General features: G+C 69.1%; 17 protein-coding genes, 1 tRNA gene and 1 pseudogene. 10 read left to right on the top strand and 9 right to left on the bottom strand.

Features of this window, described 5'->3' with window-relative positions:
- The first annotated feature begins 21 nt into the window (after positions 1-21).
- Positions 22-672: a leucine efflux protein LeuE gene (leuE, locus tag ACFTE1_RS02685; protein ID WP_380618416.1), complete on the top strand. Its 651-nt coding sequence runs from the start codon at positions 22-24 to the stop codon at positions 670-672.
- Between the two features lie 134 nt (positions 673-806).
- The gene (locus ACFTE1_RS02680; protein ID WP_380618414.1) at positions 807-1,637 is read left to right on the top strand and encodes an aldo/keto reductase; all 831 of its coding nucleotides are present in this window, start codon (positions 807-809) and stop codon (positions 1,635-1,637) included.
- Positions 1,638-1,703: 66 nt separating this feature from the next.
- Here ACFTE1_RS02680 and ACFTE1_RS02675 read toward each other — a convergent pair whose 3' ends face one another.
- The 4 genes from ACFTE1_RS02675 to ACFTE1_RS02660 all read right to left on the bottom strand — a co-directional run bounded on the left by ACFTE1_RS02675 (position 1,704) and on the right by ACFTE1_RS02660 (position 5,380).
- Complete coding sequence (locus tag ACFTE1_RS02675) at positions 1,704-2,975, bottom strand: M64 family metallopeptidase (protein WP_380618412.1); 1,272 nt, start codon at positions 2,973-2,975, stop codon at positions 1,704-1,706.
- 139 nt (positions 2,976-3,114) lie between these two features.
- The gene (locus ACFTE1_RS02670) at positions 3,115-3,390 is read right to left on the bottom strand and encodes a hypothetical protein (RefSeq protein WP_380618410.1); all 276 of its coding nucleotides are present in this window, start codon (positions 3,388-3,390) and stop codon (positions 3,115-3,117) included.
- Between the two features lie 426 nt (positions 3,391-3,816).
- Complete coding sequence (locus ACFTE1_RS02665) at positions 3,817-4,362, bottom strand: hypothetical protein (protein WP_380618408.1); 546 nt, start codon at positions 4,360-4,362, stop codon at positions 3,817-3,819.
- 121 nt (positions 4,363-4,483) lie between these two features.
- Positions 4,484-5,380 (bottom strand): carbohydrate kinase family protein, encoded by an 897-nt coding sequence (locus ACFTE1_RS02660; protein WP_380618406.1) that lies wholly within the window; start codon positions 5,378-5,380, stop codon positions 4,484-4,486.
- An 85-nt stretch (positions 5,381-5,465) separates the two neighbouring features.
- Between ACFTE1_RS02660 and ACFTE1_RS02655 the strand changes: the two genes are divergently transcribed.
- Positions 5,466-6,074, top strand: a complete 609-nt coding sequence (locus ACFTE1_RS02655; protein ID WP_380618404.1) for a DUF4245 family protein — start codon at positions 5,466-5,468, stop codon at positions 6,072-6,074.
- 88 nt (positions 6,075-6,162) lie between these two features.
- Here the strand turns inward: ACFTE1_RS02655 and ACFTE1_RS02650 are convergent, their stop codons facing one another.
- Both ACFTE1_RS02650 and xseA read right to left on the bottom strand, forming a co-directional pair.
- Positions 6,163-6,372, bottom strand: coding sequence for an exodeoxyribonuclease VII small subunit (locus tag ACFTE1_RS02650; protein ID WP_380618402.1), 210 nt, complete (start codon positions 6,370-6,372; stop codon positions 6,163-6,165).
- A gap of 7 nt (positions 6,373-6,379) precedes the next feature.
- On the bottom strand, positions 6,380-7,624 hold the full coding sequence (xseA, locus tag ACFTE1_RS02645) for an exodeoxyribonuclease VII large subunit (RefSeq protein WP_380618400.1): 1,245 nt from the start codon (positions 7,622-7,624) through the stop codon (positions 6,380-6,382).
- A gap of 57 nt (positions 7,625-7,681) precedes the next feature.
- On the opposite strand from xseA, the gene ACFTE1_RS02640 reads away from it, so the two are divergent.
- Together ACFTE1_RS02640 and ACFTE1_RS02635 are read left to right on the top strand one after the other, a co-directional pair.
- Positions 7,682-8,653 (top strand): 4-hydroxy-3-methylbut-2-enyl diphosphate reductase, encoded by a 972-nt coding sequence (locus tag ACFTE1_RS02640; RefSeq protein ID WP_380618398.1) that lies wholly within the window; start codon positions 7,682-7,684, stop codon positions 8,651-8,653.
- 120 nt (positions 8,654-8,773) lie between these two features.
- Positions 8,774-9,070, top strand: coding sequence for a GNAT family N-acetyltransferase (locus ACFTE1_RS02635; RefSeq protein ID WP_380618396.1), 297 nt, complete (start codon positions 8,774-8,776; stop codon positions 9,068-9,070).
- Positions 9,071-9,161: 91 nt separating this feature from the next.
- Here the strand turns inward: ACFTE1_RS02635 and ACFTE1_RS02630 are convergent, their stop codons facing one another.
- Positions 9,162-10,028: a siderophore-interacting protein gene (locus ACFTE1_RS02630; RefSeq protein WP_380618523.1), complete on the bottom strand. Its 867-nt coding sequence runs from the start codon at positions 10,026-10,028 to the stop codon at positions 9,162-9,164.
- Positions 10,029-10,504: 476 nt separating this feature from the next.
- Here ACFTE1_RS02630 and ACFTE1_RS02625 point away from each other — a divergent pair, with 476 nt between their 5' ends.
- From ACFTE1_RS02625 to ACFTE1_RS02610, 4 genes and pseudogenes are all read left to right on the top strand, one after another.
- The gene (locus tag ACFTE1_RS02625; protein ID WP_380618394.1) at positions 10,505-10,942 is read left to right on the top strand and encodes an MFS transporter; all 438 of its coding nucleotides are present in this window, start codon (positions 10,505-10,507) and stop codon (positions 10,940-10,942) included.
- A 112-nt stretch (positions 10,943-11,054) separates the two neighbouring features.
- Positions 11,055-12,269: an RNA-guided endonuclease InsQ/TnpB family protein gene (locus ACFTE1_RS02620; RefSeq protein WP_380618392.1), complete on the top strand. Its 1,215-nt coding sequence runs from the start codon at positions 11,055-11,057 to the stop codon at positions 12,267-12,269.
- Between the two features lie 63 nt (positions 12,270-12,332).
- Positions 12,333-13,157, top strand: a pseudogene (locus tag ACFTE1_RS02615) (MFS transporter); the annotation flags it as partial.
- Between the two features lie 14 nt (positions 13,158-13,171).
- Positions 13,172-13,534 (top strand): MerR family transcriptional regulator, encoded by a 363-nt coding sequence (locus ACFTE1_RS02610; RefSeq protein ID WP_380618390.1) that lies wholly within the window; start codon positions 13,172-13,174, stop codon positions 13,532-13,534.
- 191 nt (positions 13,535-13,725) lie between these two features.
- Here ACFTE1_RS02610 and ACFTE1_RS02605 read toward each other — a convergent pair.
- Both ACFTE1_RS02605 and ACFTE1_RS02600 read right to left on the bottom strand, forming a co-directional pair.
- Positions 13,726-13,800, bottom strand: a tRNA-Gln gene (locus tag ACFTE1_RS02605).
- Between the two features lie 91 nt (positions 13,801-13,891).
- Positions 13,892-14,383 (bottom strand): Lrp/AsnC family transcriptional regulator, encoded by a 492-nt coding sequence (locus ACFTE1_RS02600; protein WP_380618388.1) that lies wholly within the window; start codon positions 14,381-14,383, stop codon positions 13,892-13,894.
- Between the two features lie 60 nt (positions 14,384-14,443).
- On the opposite strand from ACFTE1_RS02600, the gene ACFTE1_RS02595 reads away from it, so the two are divergent.
- Complete coding sequence (locus ACFTE1_RS02595; RefSeq protein ID WP_380618386.1) at positions 14,444-15,586, top strand: trans-sulfuration enzyme family protein; 1,143 nt, start codon at positions 14,444-14,446, stop codon at positions 15,584-15,586.
- The last annotated feature ends 255 nt before the right edge of the window (positions 15,587-15,841 follow it).

Genomic DNA, 15,841 nt, shown 5'->3' with positions numbered 1-15,841 from the left:
CGGCCGGTTAAGGTATGAGGCATGTTCGGCATCGTGGACATCTGGACGTACCTGGCTGCAGCCGTCCTCGTCATCCTCCTCCCCGGCCCCAACTCGCTCTACGTTCTCTCCGTCGCGACTCGGCGCGGGCGCAAGGCGGGCTTCACCGCCGCCTCCGGCGTCGTGCTCGGCGACTTCATCCTCATCGTCCTGACCGTCACCGGTCTGGCGTCCATGTTCGCCGCCGCTCCGCTGCTGTACAACATCGTGCGGTGGGCGGGCGTGCTCTACCTGGCGTGGCTGGCCGTCGGGCTGATGCGGTCGGCGTGGACCACCGTGCGCAAGATACGCGCCGGCGAGGTCGAGGCCGAAGCGCCCGCCGATACCGGCAAGCGCGAGCGTCCTTTCGTCCGGGCGCTGGTCGCAAGCCTGCTCAACCCCAAGGCGATCCTGTTCTTCGTGGCGTTCTTCGTGCAGTTCGTGGATCCCGGCTACGAGTGGACGGCGCTGAGCTACCTGATCCTCGGCGTGATCGTCCAGCTCCTGTCGGTCACCTACCTGACGACGCTCATCATCGCCGGCGACTCGCTGGCCACGGCGTTCCGCTCCCGCCGGAGGCTGGCCGCGACCGGGACCGGCCTGGTCGGCGCGGTGATGATGGCCTTCGCCGCCAAACTGGCCGTGGGGGTCTGACCCGGCCGGGGGCCCGGCCTCCGGGCCGTTCGGGCGCGTTGGCATGCCGCGCGGGCCGACCGCGCGGTATCGGCACGCCGAACGGCCCGCCGTCACATACTGTGAACCGTCAACACACACGTCAAGGAGCCAGAATGACCAACGCAGCACCGACCATGACGCTCAACAACGGGGTCGAGATGCCCCGGCTCGGGTTCGGCGTCTTCCAGATCCCCGACGACGAGACCACCGCCGCCGTGACCTCCGCCCTCGAAGCGGGCTACCGCAGCATCGACACCGCGGCCGTCTACGGCAACGAGACGGGAGTGGGCCGAGCCGTCGCCGAGTCCGGAATCCCACGCGACCAGTTGTTCGTGACCTCGAAGGTCTGGAACTCCGACCAGGGGTACGACAACACGCTCCGAGCCTACGACGAGAGCCTGGCCAAGCTCGGCCTCGACGCGCTCGACCTCTACCTGATCCACTGGCCGGCACCCGCCAACGACCTCTACGAGGAGACGTGGCGGGCGTTGGAGAAGCTCTACTCGGAGGGCCGCGTCCGCGCGATCGGGGTGTCGAACTTCCAGCCCGACCACCTCGAGCGGATCATCAAGGACGACGGCGTCGTGCCCGCCGTCAACCAGGTCGAACTGCATCCGGCCATGCAGAACCGCGAAGTCGCCGCGGCCGACACCGCCTACGGCATCGCGACCGAGGCGTGGAGCCCGCTGGCCAAAGGCGCGGTTCTCGGCGACGACGCCATCGTCGCGATCGCCGACCGCCACGGCAAGACGCCCGCGCAGGTCGTGGTCCGCTGGCACCTCCAGGAGGGCCGCGTCGTCATCCCGAAGTCGGTGACGCCCTCCCGCATCGCCGCGAACATCGACGTGTTCGACTTCGAGCTGACGCAGGAGGAGCTGGCGGCGATCGACGGCCTCGACGGCGACGGCCGCACCGGCCCGCACCCGGACGAGTTCAACGGATAAGACAGAGTCGCGCCGGGCCCCTTCTTCCAAGTGGAGGAAGGGGCCCGGCGATTCGTCAGGGGCGGATCACCACGGGCGCCGCGACGGCGTGACCTTCCAGGAGATCTCCTCCTGGATCGATCCCGTCGCGCAGGTCCGCTGATCGCGGACGTCCTCGGTCTCGTCGGTGATGACGACGCTCAGGTCCGACCCGCGCATGTCCCAGGTGAGCGGAACGCTCGTCCGGCCGTCCCAGTCGGACTTCCTCGTCCCGTCGACGTACCAGGTCGTCGTGAGCGTGTCGATCTCTGGCAGCTCAACCTCGACCTCGCGCCCGATCTGGGCCCGGTCGGTGTGCGAGTCGGCCAGGCTCCCGGCGCTGGCCCACATCTTCTCGATGAGGCCCTGCCTGCTCGGATAGTTGAACTCGGCGCCCAGGACCTTCATCAGCGAGGTCTCCGCGGGCCGGAAGGCGCCGAACTCGGCGTAGTAGGCCCCTTCGAACGCCCCGGTAGGGCCGCCGTTCGGGTCCTCCTCCCCTATCCAGCAGTGCCACTTGAGCTTGTCGCCCAGCATCTCGTCCTCGCTGTGGATCGTGACGTTCGGGGCGTCGATCTCGGGCCCGTCGTAGCGCGATCCGTCGCCCGGCTCGGCGTAGTAGTCGTACTCGTCGGCGAGGTCGCCCATGGAGTGCGCCAGCTCGTGCATCATCAGGTCGATGGACTGCTCGTTGCCGCCGGCGAGGGTGGCGATGTCTTCCTCGATGTAGCCCGCGCCGCCGTACTTCTCGCTGTTGGCGACGACGGCGATGTTGTCCACGCCGTCGATCAGGTCGGCGTACGACCAGGCGGCCCCGGTGTCGGTGCACAGGAGCCGTTCGATCCCGCCGCACCAGTAGTTCGAGTTCAGCGGGGTGTCGCGGACGACGTCCTCGGTCGGGTCGCCGCTGACGCCGGAGTCGGTGGAGGGCACCTCGATCCGGTAGACGTTGAACAGTTCGCGATAGCTCGCGAACGGCTCGTGCGACGCCATGGACTCCCAGATCCGGTCGGTCTGCTCGGCGAAGGCGCCCATCTCGCCGGCCTGGTACCCGTCGCCGATAAGGACGAGGACATTGCGGTTCTGGTCGGGGCCGTTGACCTCCACGGGGTGGACCGTGGCGTCGGACAGGGCCTGGCTCTGGACCTGCGGGGAGTCCTCGACGGGGACGTCGGTGTGGAACGGGGTTCCGTCGGGAGCGAAGCCCTCGACGCGTTGGGTGGGAGTGTCGGATTCCTCGGCCCAGGCCACTCCCGCGGGGGCGAGCAGGGCCAGGCCGGCGGTGGCCAGTGTCAGCCGGGTCAGCACAGCGGACTTCACTGAGGCGCCTCTTTCCGTCTCGTGGAACAGGAAAACAGCTACCAGTGAATCAGATATTCGCAACTGTGTAAATATTTACTATTAGTACGAAACCTCGGCGGGAGGCGCCGAACGCCTCCCGCCTCGGGGCTTCGGCCCGTCACTGGGCGGCCTCGCAAGCCTCCCTGGCGCGATCCTCAGGGATCGGGGTGTCAGCCAGTATGGCGAGGCACATGATCTGCCCGAAGCCGTTGCCCGCGCCGAGCCGGCAGGCGTTCAACACCTTGTCCCCGACCTCCCAGCCATCCAGGGAAATCAAGGCCGTGCAGTCTCCGACGGACGCGTGGGCGGCGGTCGAGGTCCCCGCGACGGCTCCGGTGCTGGCGACGACGGCCATCGCACCAGTGACCACGGTCTTCTTGATCCAGTTCTTCATCTACGTATCCTCCACATGGGATCAGAGGTCAGTGTTCGAACGAATATCAACTGTCCCATGGGTTTTCATGAATTCATCCTCATTCTGTCCTACGCCGACAAGAAGCAGGGCACAATGGAGACCCCGCTGCGGTCCACCCGGCATGCCGAGAACTCGGGTGCCGGTGGTGGGTCTTCGAGAGCCGGTCGGACGCACGCCGTCGCCCGACTGGACCCGTCGCCGGGGAAGAACGTTGATTCAGCTTCCGACCTGAGAGCTCTTCGCAGGAAGGGCTGGGCGCGACGGCGTCCGCGGCCCGAGCGTGGTCGCGTGCGTGCCGTCAGACGGCCGGACGACAGCTGGGCGCCGACCTCTGGCTTAGTCCGGGCGAGAGGCGCAGGTCGGGCGCGATTCGAGTGAGTGTCGAGCGCACTCCGGGTGAGAGCGTCAGTAGACGGCGTAGTTCGACTGCGTCAGCAGGGCGCCCAGCTGGTTCGACTGCTGGGCCTGGATCTTGAGGATGGTCTCGAAGTGCGAGCTCTGCTTCTCGATGGCGGCCTCGATGCGGTCGAGCCGCTCGGACTGCGCGCGCTGCCCCTGCAGGACCTCGTCGAGCTTGAGCGTGTGCCCGGCGATCAGGACGCCGAGGGCGTCGATCCGCTTGGAGTGCTCCGCCTGGCCCTCGCGCATCTGCTCGATGGACCGGTTCTGCGCCACGGTCGCCGTGGCCAGGTCCTCGGTCTTGACGGTGTGCCCGGCCAGGAGGACGCCCAGCGCCTCGGTCTTCTCCGTCGCCGACGTCAGCGCGGCGGTCTGGTCACCGCGGGCCTGCTCCGCCTCGTCCATCACCGCGTGGAGGCTCTCCACCTTGGCCTGGCAGATCCTCACCGACTCCTCGACCGACGCGTTCAACCGCCACAGCTCTTCCAGCATGGGGGACCTGCCGACCTCGTTCTCGGCGATGATGCGGGCCTCTTCGGGAGTCGCGGGCACGGGGGCCTCCTGGGGATCAGGGGACGCCGCCGTAAAGGCGGCGTCCGGGCGTCGCGTAGCCCTCAGTCTAGGTCCGCGCCCGCCGAACCCCGTGCAACACGCCGCGCCGCCGCGATTCTTTCTACGGGGCGCCCGCGTGGCCCACGGCGGCGGACGCCTGTCGGGTCGCGAAGGAGAGCGCCTTACCCACGATCTCCCGGTTGGACCAGGCGTCGAGCTTGTCCAGTCCCATCCAGCCCGCGGTGGTCAGCCACCCCAGCAGCCCCGCCGTGAAGGCGTCGCCCGCGCCGATGGTGTCGACGACCTCGACCTCCTCGGCCGCCACGGTGAGCGTGTAGTCGCGGTGCACCGCCACGCACCCCGCCTCCCCGAGCGTCACGACCACCAGGCGCGGCCCGCTCGCGAGCCACTGCTCCGCCACCGAGTTCACCGTGCGGTCCGGGTACAGGGCCGCGATGTCCTCGTCCGAGACCCGCACCAGGTGCGACATTCCCACCAGGCGTTCGGTCCTCTCCCGGACGTCCGCGACGTCCCCCATGGCCGCCAGGCGGATGTTCGGGTCGAAGCTGATCGGCAGGGCGCGCCGGGCCCGGTTCACCCAGTCCTCGATCACGTCGGCGCTCGGCGACAGGTACGCGGCCAGCGAACCGAAGTGCAGCACGTCGTACCTCTTCGCGTCGATCTCCGGCAGCCGCTTCCCCTCCCAGGCGAAGTCGGCCGTCCCGGTCGTCCAGAAGTCGTACCGGGCCCGGCCCTCGCCGTCGACGGTCGCCAGGGCGAGGGTCGAGGGCCGCTCCGAGCGCTCCAGCCAGCTCCTGTCCACTCCGCACAGGGTGTGACGGCGCCACACGCCGTCGCCGAAGGCGTCTTTCCCGCAGGCGCCCACCAGCGCCGTCGGGATACCGCGCTTGGCGAGCGCCACGGCCGTGTTCGCGGGGCCGCCGCCGGTCGCGGGGCGCAACAGCCCGTTGTCGCTCGCGATCAGGTCGACGACGTTCTCTCCGGCAATGAGGATCATGCGGGCTCCTTCGGGGGAGGTAGGTGGGACCACGCCCGGCAGGGGCGGTGGCCTGGGGCTGGGGCGCGTCGGTCACGATAGTGTCATGTCTGAGCGAGAAGTCAAGGCCGCCGCCTTCGATGAGGACGCCGAGAAGGGTCCCCAGTACGAGGAGGAGGGCGTGGAGTACCCGCGCCGGGCGCGGCGGCCGAAGTATCGCCGGTGGCGCGACATGTGGTGGTCGCTGGTGGTGCTGCTCGTCCCCGTGGGGCTCTTCTTCGCGCTGTGGAACGGCCTGTTCGGCGGGCCGGTGGCCCGCGAGGTCGACCCCACCCCCGAGTTCCAGGACGCGGCGAACGCGGGCCTCGACGTGATCGACGAGCCCGACCTCCCGGAGGGGTGGAAGCCCATCGCCGGCGACGTGGACCGGAACTCGGACTCCGTGACCCTGCGGGTCGGCTATGTCGCCCCCGACGGCGGCGGGCTCCAGCTCGTGCAGACCTCCGGGCCGGTCGAGAACGTCACCGGGGTGCTCGGGGAGCCCTCCGAGACCGTCGAGGCCGGGGGCCTGGACTGGCAGGTCCATCCCGACGCCGATGGCGCCGCGACCTGGGTCGCCGAGGGCACTGAGGGCTACGCCCTGATGATCGTCGGCGGCGAGGACTCCGACGGCGACGTCTCCGCGCTGGCGAAGGCCGCCGCCGAGGCCGCCTAGGAGATCCGCCCGAGCCGAAGGCCCGGGACTCTACCGCCGATCGGGCCGCCGGATCACTCCGTGCGGCCGACACTTTCGGCCCGGGGAGCTACTCCTCGGTCTCCTCCGAGCGGGCCTCGACCCGCTCGTCGAGCCTCCGCCTCGCGCCGGCGAGGTACTCGGAGCACAGGTCGGCGAGTTTCTCGCCGCGCTCCCACAGCTGGAGGGACTCCTCGAGCGTGGGGACGCCGGCCTCCAGTTTCTTGACGCACTCGACGAGTTCGGCGCGGGCCTCTTCGTAGGTCGGTTCGGCGGACATGGCTCTCCTATTCCTTGGCGATGCGTGTGACGACGTCGGCCTCCAGGCTGCCGGAGGCGAGGCGGACCTCGATCCTGTCGGCGGCCTCGGCGCTGTCGCGGACGATGGCGCCGTCTCCGGCGTTCAGCGTGATGGCGTACCCGCGGTCCAGGGTCGACTGCGGCGACAGGCTCCTCAGCCTGGCCCGGGTGTGTTCCAGGTTGTCGTCGGCCCGGTCCAGCAGGCCCTTGGTCTGGGAGCGCAGCCGCGCCAGGAGCTGGTCGACGTCGTCCTGGCGGACGGTGATCATGGACTGCGGCTGAGCCAGGACGGGCCGGGCGCGCGCCGAGTCCACGAAGTTCTCCTCCCGGTCCAGCAGTCCCTTCACCGCTTGGCGCAGGCGGGTCCTGGTGACGTCGAGCTTCTGCTGCTCCTCGGCCAGGTCCGGGACGACGGCCTTGCCGGCGGCGGTGGGCGTGGAGGCGCGGAAGTCCGCCACGTAGTCGAGCAGCGGGTTGTCCGGTTCGTGGCCGATGGCCGAGACGACCGGGGTGCGGGCCGCCGCCACGGCGCGGCAGAGCGTCTCGTCGGAGAACGGCAGGAGGTCCTCCACGGAACCGCCGCCGCGGGCGATGATGATGACGTCGACGTCCTCGTTCGCCTCGAGCTCCTCCAGGGCACCGGTCACGGCGGTCACCGCGTGGACGCCTTGGACGGCCACCTCGCGGATCTCGAAGAGCGCGCTGGGCAGGCGGGCCGTGGCGTTCCGCAGGACGTCCCGCTCCGCGTCGGAGTTGCGCCCGGTGATCAGGCCGATCTTATTGGGCAGGAAGGGCAGCGGCCTCTTCCGCTCGGGGGCGAAGAGGCCCTCGGAGGCCAGCTGCTTCTTCAGCTGCTCCAGGCGGGCCAGGAGCTCGCCCAGGCCGATCTGGTGGATCTCCCCCGCCCGCAGTGAAAGAGTGCCCCGGCCCGCGTACCAGGAGGGCTTGGCGCGCATGACGACCTGCGAGCCCTCCTTCAGCGCAGGGTCGATCCTGTCCAGCACGCCCGCGAACGTCGTGATCTGGAGGGAGGCCTCCTGGCTGGGGTCGCGGAGGTTGAGGAAGGCCATCTTGGCGCCCGACCGCCGGTTGATCTGGGTGATCTGCCCTTCGACCCACACCTCGCCGAGGCGGTCGATCCACTGCCCGATCAGTCGGGAGACATGCGCCACCGTCCAGGGCTCTTCGCGTGTCGGTTTGGCGCCGCGGCGGGAGGTCTCGGTGTCGTCCACAACCCCTAGCCTAGCGGGAGGCTTTGTGTTCCAGCCGCAGGCGGCTAAGATCGTGGGGTGGAATCCAAGCCTGTAGAGAAGCGAGTGCTGCTGGCCAAGCCCCGCGGCTACTGCGCAGGAGTCGACCGGGCCGTCGTGACCGTCGAGAAGGCGCTCGAAGTCTACGGCGATCCGGTTTACGTGCGCAAGCAGATCGTGCACAACAAGCACGTCGTCGAGACCCTCGAGAGCAAGGGGGCGGTCTTCGTCGAGGAGAACGAGGAGGTCCCCGAGGGGTCCGTCGTCGTGTTCTCCGCTCACGGCGTGGCGCCCGAAGTGCACGACCAGGCCGAGGAGCGCAGCCTCAAGGCCATCGACGCGACCTGCCCGCTGGTCACCAAGGTGCACCAGGAGGCGCGGCGCTTCGCCAAGGAGGACTACGACATCGTGCTCATCGGGCACGAGGGCCACGAGGAGGTCATCGGCACCTCCGGGGAGGCCCCGGAGCACATCCAGTTGGTCGACGGGCCCGACGAGGTGGAGAACATCGAGGTCCGCGACGAGTCCAAGGTCGTGTGGCTCTCCCAGACGACCCTCTCGGTGGACGAGACGATGGAGACGGTCGACCGCTTGAAGAAGCGCCTGCCGCTCCTGCAGTCCCCGCCGTCGGACGACATCTGCTACGCCACCCAGAACCGCCAGCAGGTCGTCAAGGACATCGCCGCAGACTGCGAACTGGTCATCGTGGTGGGCAGCCAGAACTCCTCCAACTCCCTGCGACTGGTCGAGGTCGCGCTGCAGCACGGCGCCGACTCGTCCTACCTGGTCGACTACGCCAGCGAGATCGAAGAGGCCTGGCTCGAGGGCGTGACGACCGTCGGCGTCACCTCCGGCGCCTCGGTCCCCGACAACCTCGTCCGCGAGGTCCTGGACTTCCTGGACGAGCGCGGCTACGGCACCGTCGAGGAGTTCGAGCCGGTCGTGGAGAAGCAGACCTTCCAGCTGCCCCGCGAGCTCAAACTGGACATGGCCGCCGCCAACGTCAAGTAGGCAAGCGAAGCTCAGAACCCGCCCCGGCCCGGTGCCGCGGCGGGTTCTTCGTTTCCGGGGAATACCGGAGGCCCCTGCGCGATTCTGTAGACAGCGGATCCCGACCGAAGAGGAGGCCCCATGGCCGTGGAGATAGTGGACAACAAGGACGCCCAGCGCTACGAGGTCTGGGAGGACGGCGAGATGGTCGGCCTCTCGGAGTACCGCGACTCGCCCCATCAGATCGCCTTCATCCACACCGAAGTGGACTCGGCCCGCAAAGGGGAGGGCATCGCCGGGCTCCTGGCACAGACGACCCTGGACGAGGCCCGAGCCGCCGGAAAGTCCGTCGTGCCGGCCTGCCCGTTCTACGAGAAGTGGATCGGCCGCCACCCCGAGTACGGCGACCTGGTCGCGCAGGGAGGACCCGAGTCGTAGAGCGGCTCAGGGAAAGGGCCCGTGAACGGCCGTAGAGCATGAGAGAGGGCGGGACCCAGCGGGGTCCCGCCCTCGAACGATTCAGAGGCCGCTAGAGCGAGCGGCCGTCCTTCCAGTAGCCCATGAGCGCCAGGGCGTTGCGGTCCATTCCGCGCTCCTTGCGCAGCACCGTGCGGACCTGCTTCACCACGCCCGCCTCGGCGGCCAGCCAGACGTAGCCGGGCTGGCGGGCCTCGGCGTCGGGCAGCTCCCAGAGGATCTCGGAGTCGATGTCGATCTCCGCGCACTGCGAGTCGCCCTGCGGGATGCTCAGCTCGTCCGCCGCCGCGCAGAACGTGCCCACGAAGCTGGAGCCGCGCGGGTGGCCGTCACGCGGAATCCACGTGATCTCCACTCCCGTGGGGGCCTTGAGGTCGCCGATGTCTAGCGAGTCGGGAACCTCCACGACCACGCGGCCGACCGCGTCCTCCGGCAGGCCCTCGCAGATCGCGGCGATCGCGGGAAGGGCGGTCTCGTCGCCGCCGACGAGGACCTCGGAGCCCTGCGGGGCCTTGAAGTCGATACCGCCGTGGACGCCGTCGTAGCGGGCGTTGGGACCGAGGACGACGATCTCGTCCCCGATGCGGGCGTTGAGGGCCCAGTCCAGGGCCGGGCCGCTGTGGGACTCGGGCGGGTGGATCACGATGTCCACGTCGAGCTCCGCGACCTCGGGACGCGCGTAGCGGACGGTGTAGGTGCGCACCGTGGGGCGCTTCGGCTCGGGGAGCCGGCGCAGCGCCTGGTACCAGCGCTCGCCCTCGACGAGTCCCTCGTATCCGCCCTCGGGGGCGGGGAAGATCAGTTTGATGCGCTGGTCCAGGCCGTTGTCGGCGAAGTCGCGCAGGGCGTCGCCGCCGAAGGTGACGCGGAGGAATGAGGGTGAGAGGCGGCGCAGTCCGACGACGGAGACGTTGAACATGCGCCACGGGAGCGCGGTCTGGGTCGGGGTGAGAACGGCTGTGCTCACGTGGGGACCTCCCTCTCGGTGTGTGCTTCCCGGAAAAGAGAACCGGGTAGGCCTTAGGCTAGCCTAACCTACGAGCGGAAGGCAAGAGTAAGGGGGGCCCTAAGTTGTTTTGACTCTTTATCGATGGCGGCGAGACCCCCGAAGGGAGGCAGGAACTCCCGAGCGCCGGGAGAGACTGGCATCGGTAAAGTCCTGGCTGGAAAGCTCTGCCAGGAACTCCCGCGCTCTGGGAAAGGCTCAGACGCCCCGTGCGAACCGCGAGAGGGCGTGGTCTAGGAACTCCCGCGCGTCGGAGAGACTCGGTCGGTCCGCACCGCAGGCCGTCGCACCCGACAGCCGTCCGCCGAGAGGGCCCGTAGAGTGGCGACGGTGGAAGCCGTCACAGGAACTTGACATTGACGTGGGCGTCAAGGTTTTAGCGTCGCCCTATGACAACGGATTCAACGCCCCGCACGCCACTGTGGCTGCTAGCCCTCTTCTTCGCGGCCTTCGCCGTCGGAACCGACGACTTCGTCATCGCCGGGCTCCTGCCCGAGATCGCGGACGACCTCGCCGTCTCCGAGGCCGCCGCCGGACAGCTCGTCACCGTGTTCTCCCTGACGTTCGCCGTGACCGCCCCGATCGCCGCCATCGTCACCGCCCGGTGGTCGCGACGCGCCGTCATGGTGAGCGCGACCGCCGTCTTCATCGCCGGCAACCTGCTCGCGGCCGTCGCCCCCACCTACACCGCACCGCTGTTGCTGCGCGTAATGCTCGCCTGCGCGGGCGGCGTCATCACGCCGACGGCCGTCGCGACGGCGGCGACACTCGCCCCGACCGGAAGGCAGGGCCGCTACCGGATTCTGCCGCAGTGCGCCGTCCTTTAGGGCGGTGGTGAAGCGGCTCAGAACCGCGCGCGGTGGACCACTGTGGCCGCTGGAACCGGCCCACGCGATATCTCGCAAGCCACGTGTCAGACCCCCGCGATAGAGTCACAGTGTGCTGCTGCGGTACCGGTTCCGGATCTACCCGACCGCGCCACAGGCCAAGGCCCTGGCGCGGGTGTTCGGGTGCGTCCGAGTCGTTTACAACGACAGCGTGGCCGCCCGCAAGGCCGCCTATGCGGCCGGAGAACCCTTCCCCGCATCGGGTGACTTGTCCCGCCGGTTGATCACCGAGGCGAAGAAGACCGACCAGCGGGCATGGCTGGCCGAGGTCTCAGCCGTCCCCTTGCAACAAGCGGTCCGGGACTGCGACCGGGCGTACACAAATTTCTTCGACTCGCTCAAGGGAAAACGGTCCGGCCCGCGCATCGGGCCGCCCCGGTTCAAACGCCGGTCGAACACACAGACCGCCAGGTTCACCAAGGCCGCACGGTTCCGCGTACTGGACAACGGGCGGCTGCGGCTGCCCAAGATCGGGGACCTCACAGTCGCCTGGTCGCGGGAGCTGCCCTCCTGCCCCAGCTCGGTGACGGTCATCAAGACCCCCACGGGGAAATATTACGCCTCGTTCGTGGTCGCCCTCGATGACGGCGCGGACCTACTCGAACCACTCCCGGCCGACCAGGATACGGGGATCGACCTCGGGTTGAAGTCGTTCGCCGTGCTGCGGGGCGGGGCGGTGATCGAGAACCCGAAGTTCTTCGCCCGCCTGGAGCGGAAACTCAAACGCGCGCAGCGGTCTCTGTCGCGCAAGCAGAAGGGATCGAACAACCGCGCCAAGGCGCGTCTTAAGGTCGCCCGGGTCCACGAGAAGATCAAGCACTCCCGCTCCGACTGGATAGACAAGAAGGTCCACCGCATCGTCAGTGAGAATCAAGCTGTATATGTGGAGGACTTGAACGTCAAGGGGCTGCAGAGGTCCCGCATGTCGAAGTCGGTGCAGGAGGCGGCGTTCGGGATGTTCCTGACCCGTCTGGAATCCAAGGCCGCCCGTACGGGCCGCGTGTTCGTGCGGGTGGATCGGTTCTTCCCCTCCACCCGTCTGTGCTCCGCTTGCGGAGCCTTGACCGGCCCCTCCGGTCTGGAAGGGCTCAAGGTTCGCCGTTGGGAGTGCGGGTGCGGGACGGCACTCGACAGGGACGCCAACGCCGAGAAGAATATTCGCGCCGAAGGGCGCAGGCTGGTCGCCGCAGGGCATGCGGAGACCCTAAACGACTCGTGGAGCGCAGGTAAGACCGGGGAGACCCGGCACAGCGCGTCGAAGCAGTAACCCGACCGTAGAGCCTCCAGCCACGCTGGAAGCCAAGCCGGGAATCGCCTTCCCTTTAGGCGAGGACGTCAAATAGGAACCGTGGCCGCGGGCCTCACCGTCGCCCTCGCCGCCGGCATGCCCCTGGGAACCTGGCTGGGCGGCGCCTTCGGATGGCGTTCCACCATGGTGTTCGTCGCCGCCCTGGCCGCGCTCGCCACCCTGGGGATGCTGAGGCTGCCTGCGAGCGAGCCGCCGCCCCGGACCCCGCTGCGAATCCGCCTGGCGCCCCTGCGGCGACCCGCGATCCTCACCGCCCTGCTCAGCGTCCTGATCGCCGCCTCGGGCGGGCTCATGGCCTACGAGTACATCGCTCCGATCGCCGCCGAGGCCACCGGAGCGGGCCCGCGCGCCCTGGCCGCGCTGATCGCCGCCGCCGGCGTCGCCGGGGCGATCGGGACCTGGCTGGGTTCGCGCGCCACCGACCGGTTCGGACCCGAGCGCACCACCCTGGTCGCCGTCGGCGGACAGGTCGCGTCGGTGCTGGCGATGGCCGCACTGGGCTACGCGATGGACCAGGTTCCGGTGGTGCTCTTCGGGTTCCTGTTCGCCGGCTGGGCCCTGGGCGGCTGGGCCTTCAACCCCGCGATGCACCTGCGCCTGATCAACCTCGCCGGCGATGCGGGAGGGGAGGTCGTCGGGCTCAACAACAGCGCCCTGTTCTTCGGGATCTCCATCGCCGGAGGGCTCGGCGGCGCCGTGCTGTCGGGATTCGGCGCACCGGCCGTGCCGCTCGCGTCGGGCCTGTTGAGCCTGATCGCGCTGGCGGTCTTCGCCGTCTCGTTCCGGACGTTCCGCACCGGCGCGGCACCGTCCGAGCGAGTTACAGTGGGCGCCGGGCAGTCTTGACGGGAGGCCGGGAAATGCGCATCGGAGAACTGGCGGAACGCACGGGCGCCACGACCAGGGCGCTGCGCTACTACGAGCAGCAGGGGCTGCTGGAATCGCAGCGGCGGGACAACGGCTACCGCGACTACGACGAGGCCGCGGTGATGCGGGTGCGGAACATCCGCCTGCTCCTGCGGGTGGGCCTGGGGACCGAGGACATCGGACGGTTCGGCGACTGCCTCGACATCGACCTGCGCACCGCCCCCGCCTGCGCCGAAGCGCTGGAGAACATCGAACAGCGCATGCGGACGATCGAAGGGCGGATCACGGAGCTCATGGACGTCCACCAACGCCTGCGCGACCACCTCGACGAGGTGGCGCCGCGCCAGAAGGTGTGAGGAGCTGTCGGCCTCGACTCGATTCGTCGGGGCCGACACTGCGATAAGCGGCCGCGAGAAGTCGGTCGGCCGCACCGCTTCCGGTGAAGGCCGGCCGGGGACCGGCCTCAGTCAGTGGAGGGAAGGGCCGGCGCCGAACGGAAAACGACTTGAGGGCAAGAAAAAAGCCGCCTCTCGGCGGCTTTTCACTGTGGCTGGGGTACCTGGACTCGAACCAAGAACGACGGTACCAGAAACCGCTGTGTTGCCAATTACACCATACCCCATGGCGTCTCGCTTTCGTCCTGTTCAGGACTGCCGCGCTGACGTTGAATAACTCTACCGGACTCCGTTCCGAGGCGGCAACCGGGGCCCGCCTCAACGTGACCCGTGCCTCTGCCCGGCCGGATCGAGCCCCGGACCGGTCCATCGCTCGAAGACCAGATTCGTGCGCACGTGAGCGACCTCGGCCCGAGCCGTGACCTGGTCGAGCACGAGAGCCTGGAGGCTCTCCACGTCCGCGACCGCCACATGGACGAGGAAGTCGTCGGGCCCCGTCAGGTGGTAGAACCGCAGGACCTCGGGCACCTCCCTCAGGTGGCGCACGAAGGCGTCGACGACGGGCCGCCGGTGCGGGCGGACCTGGACGGCGAGGAAGGCCTGGACGGGCGATCCGAGGAGGCTCCAGTCCAGATCGGCGTGGTATCCGGTGATGACCCCGGCCTCCGTCAGCCGGCGCACCCGCATCTGGCAGGTGGAGGCCGCCACCCCCGCTCGGGCGGCGAGGTCGCGGTTGGTCATCCGGCCGAATGACTGAAGACAGCGGAGAATCTCCCAGTCAACCGCATCCAATTCGATGTTCTCGGGCATGAACCGAATTTACGACATGGATCACCCCCGTGCGCCGTCGATGCCGCGATCATCGGTGCCATGAGCATCGACTTCTCCACCAGAGCCGTGCACGCCGGCCGCGAAGACCTCGCCGACCTGGGCGTCCACGTGCCGCCGATCGACCTGTCGACGACCTACCCCGCCGTCGACTCCTCCGCCGAGGCCGAGCGCATGGACCAGTTCGCCTCCGGAAAGCAGCCCGAGGGCAGCCCCATCTACCAACGCCTCCACAACCCGACCGTGGTGCGCTGTGAAAAGGCCGTCGCCGAGCTGGAGCACGCCGAGGCCGCCGTGGCCTTCGCCTCGGGCATGGCCGCGACATCGGCCTGCCTCCTCGCCTCCGCCATGGGCGGCAAGCGGCACATCCTGGCCGTGCGCCCCGTCTACGGGGGCACCGACCTGCTGCTCAACACGGGCCTGCTCGGCACCGAGGTGACGTGGGTGCAGCCCGACGAGATCGCCGGCGCCCTCCGTCCCGACACGGGCCTGGTGGTCATCGAGACCCCGGCCAACCCGACCCTCGGGGAGGTGTCCATCGCCGACGTCGCCAAGGAGGCCGGCGACGTTCCCGTGATGGTGGACAACACGCTCGCGACGCCGGTCCTGCAGAACCCGCTCGACCACGGCGCTTCGGTCGTCGTGCACTCGGCGACGAAGGCACTCGGCGGCTACGGCGACATCGTGGCCGGGGTCGTCGCCTGCGGAGAGGAGTTCGCTCAGAAGCTGCGCAGCGTGCGCATCGCGACCGGCGGCATCCTGCACCCCATGGCCGCCTACATGCTGCACCGCGGGCTCGCCACCCTGCCGATCCGCGTGGAGCGCATGGCCTCGACGGCCGCGGACCTGGCCCAGCGCCTCAGCGGCGACCCCCGCGTGGCGGCCGTCCACTACCCGGGCCTGAACGCCGACCGCCCGGAGCAGATGGCCTCCGGCGGCACGCTCGTCTCGTTCGTCCCGGTCGGCGACCACGACGAGGTCGTCAAGAAGGTCGAACTCATCACCCCGGCCGTGAGCCTGGGCAGCGTCGACTCGCTCATCCAGCACCCCGCTTCGCTGACGCACCACGTCGTCTCCGAGGACGACCGCCACGCCGGCGGCATCGACGACAAGCTGCTGCGCCTGTCGGTCGGGCTGGAGTCGGCCGACGACCTGTGGGCCGACCTGGACCGCGCTCTAGGCTGAGCCGCGGAAAACGACTTTCGCCCCGATGCGCCGACTGCTAGCATCGGGGCGTTTCCATTGCCTCCGAGAAGGGCGCGACCATGAGTGCCTCCTCCTGCTGCTGCGCGATCTACATCCGGCTGCGTTCCGACGCCTAGGCCGCTGGAGATCGACACCGAGCACCGTCCCGCGACGCACGTCGCGTTAGTCGCCGTACCCGAATACTCCGGCGGAACCGGGCCTCCCCGAGTCCTGTTCCCTTCTTCTCCACCGGAG

The organism is Salininema proteolyticum (assembly GCF_042685645.1).
Lineage (GTDB): Bacteria > Actinomycetota > Actinomycetes > Mycobacteriales > Micromonosporaceae > Salininema > Salininema proteolyticum.
This window is presented reverse-complemented; position numbering and strand designations above follow the sequence as displayed.

Bases quoted from the DNA above. Each gene is read 5' to 3' on its own strand.
- leuE (WP_380618416.1), top strand. From the start codon at position 22: ATGTTCGGCATCGTGGACATCTGGACGTACCTGGCTGCAGCCGTCCTC.
- ACFTE1_RS02680 (WP_380618414.1), top strand. From the start codon at position 807: ATGACCAACGCAGCACCGACCATGACGCTCAACAACGGGGTCGAGATG.
- ACFTE1_RS02670 (WP_380618410.1), bottom strand. From the start codon at position 3,390: ATGAAGAACTGGATCAAGAAGACCGTGGTCACTGGTGCGATGGCCGTC.
- ACFTE1_RS02660 (WP_380618406.1), bottom strand. From the start codon at position 5,380: ATGATCCTCATTGCCGGAGAGAACGTCGTCGACCTGATCGCGAGCGAC.
- ACFTE1_RS02655 (WP_380618404.1), top strand. From the start codon at position 5,466: ATGTCTGAGCGAGAAGTCAAGGCCGCCGCCTTCGATGAGGACGCCGAG.
- ACFTE1_RS02650 (WP_380618402.1), bottom strand. From the start codon at position 6,372: ATGTCCGCCGAACCGACCTACGAAGAGGCCCGCGCCGAACTCGTCGAG.
- ACFTE1_RS02635 (WP_380618396.1), top strand. From the start codon at position 8,774: ATGGCCGTGGAGATAGTGGACAACAAGGACGCCCAGCGCTACGAGGTC.
- ACFTE1_RS02630 (WP_380618523.1), bottom strand. From the start codon at position 10,028: ATGTTCAACGTCTCCGTCGTCGGACTGCGCCGCCTCTCACCCTCATTC.
- ACFTE1_RS02625 (WP_380618394.1), top strand. From the start codon at position 10,505: ATGACAACGGATTCAACGCCCCGCACGCCACTGTGGCTGCTAGCCCTC.
- ACFTE1_RS02610 (WP_380618390.1), top strand. From the start codon at position 13,172: ATGCGCATCGGAGAACTGGCGGAACGCACGGGCGCCACGACCAGGGCG.
- ACFTE1_RS02600 (WP_380618388.1), bottom strand. From the start codon at position 14,383: ATGCCCGAGAACATCGAATTGGATGCGGTTGACTGGGAGATTCTCCGC.
- ACFTE1_RS02595 (WP_380618386.1), top strand. From the start codon at position 14,444: ATGAGCATCGACTTCTCCACCAGAGCCGTGCACGCCGGCCGCGAAGAC.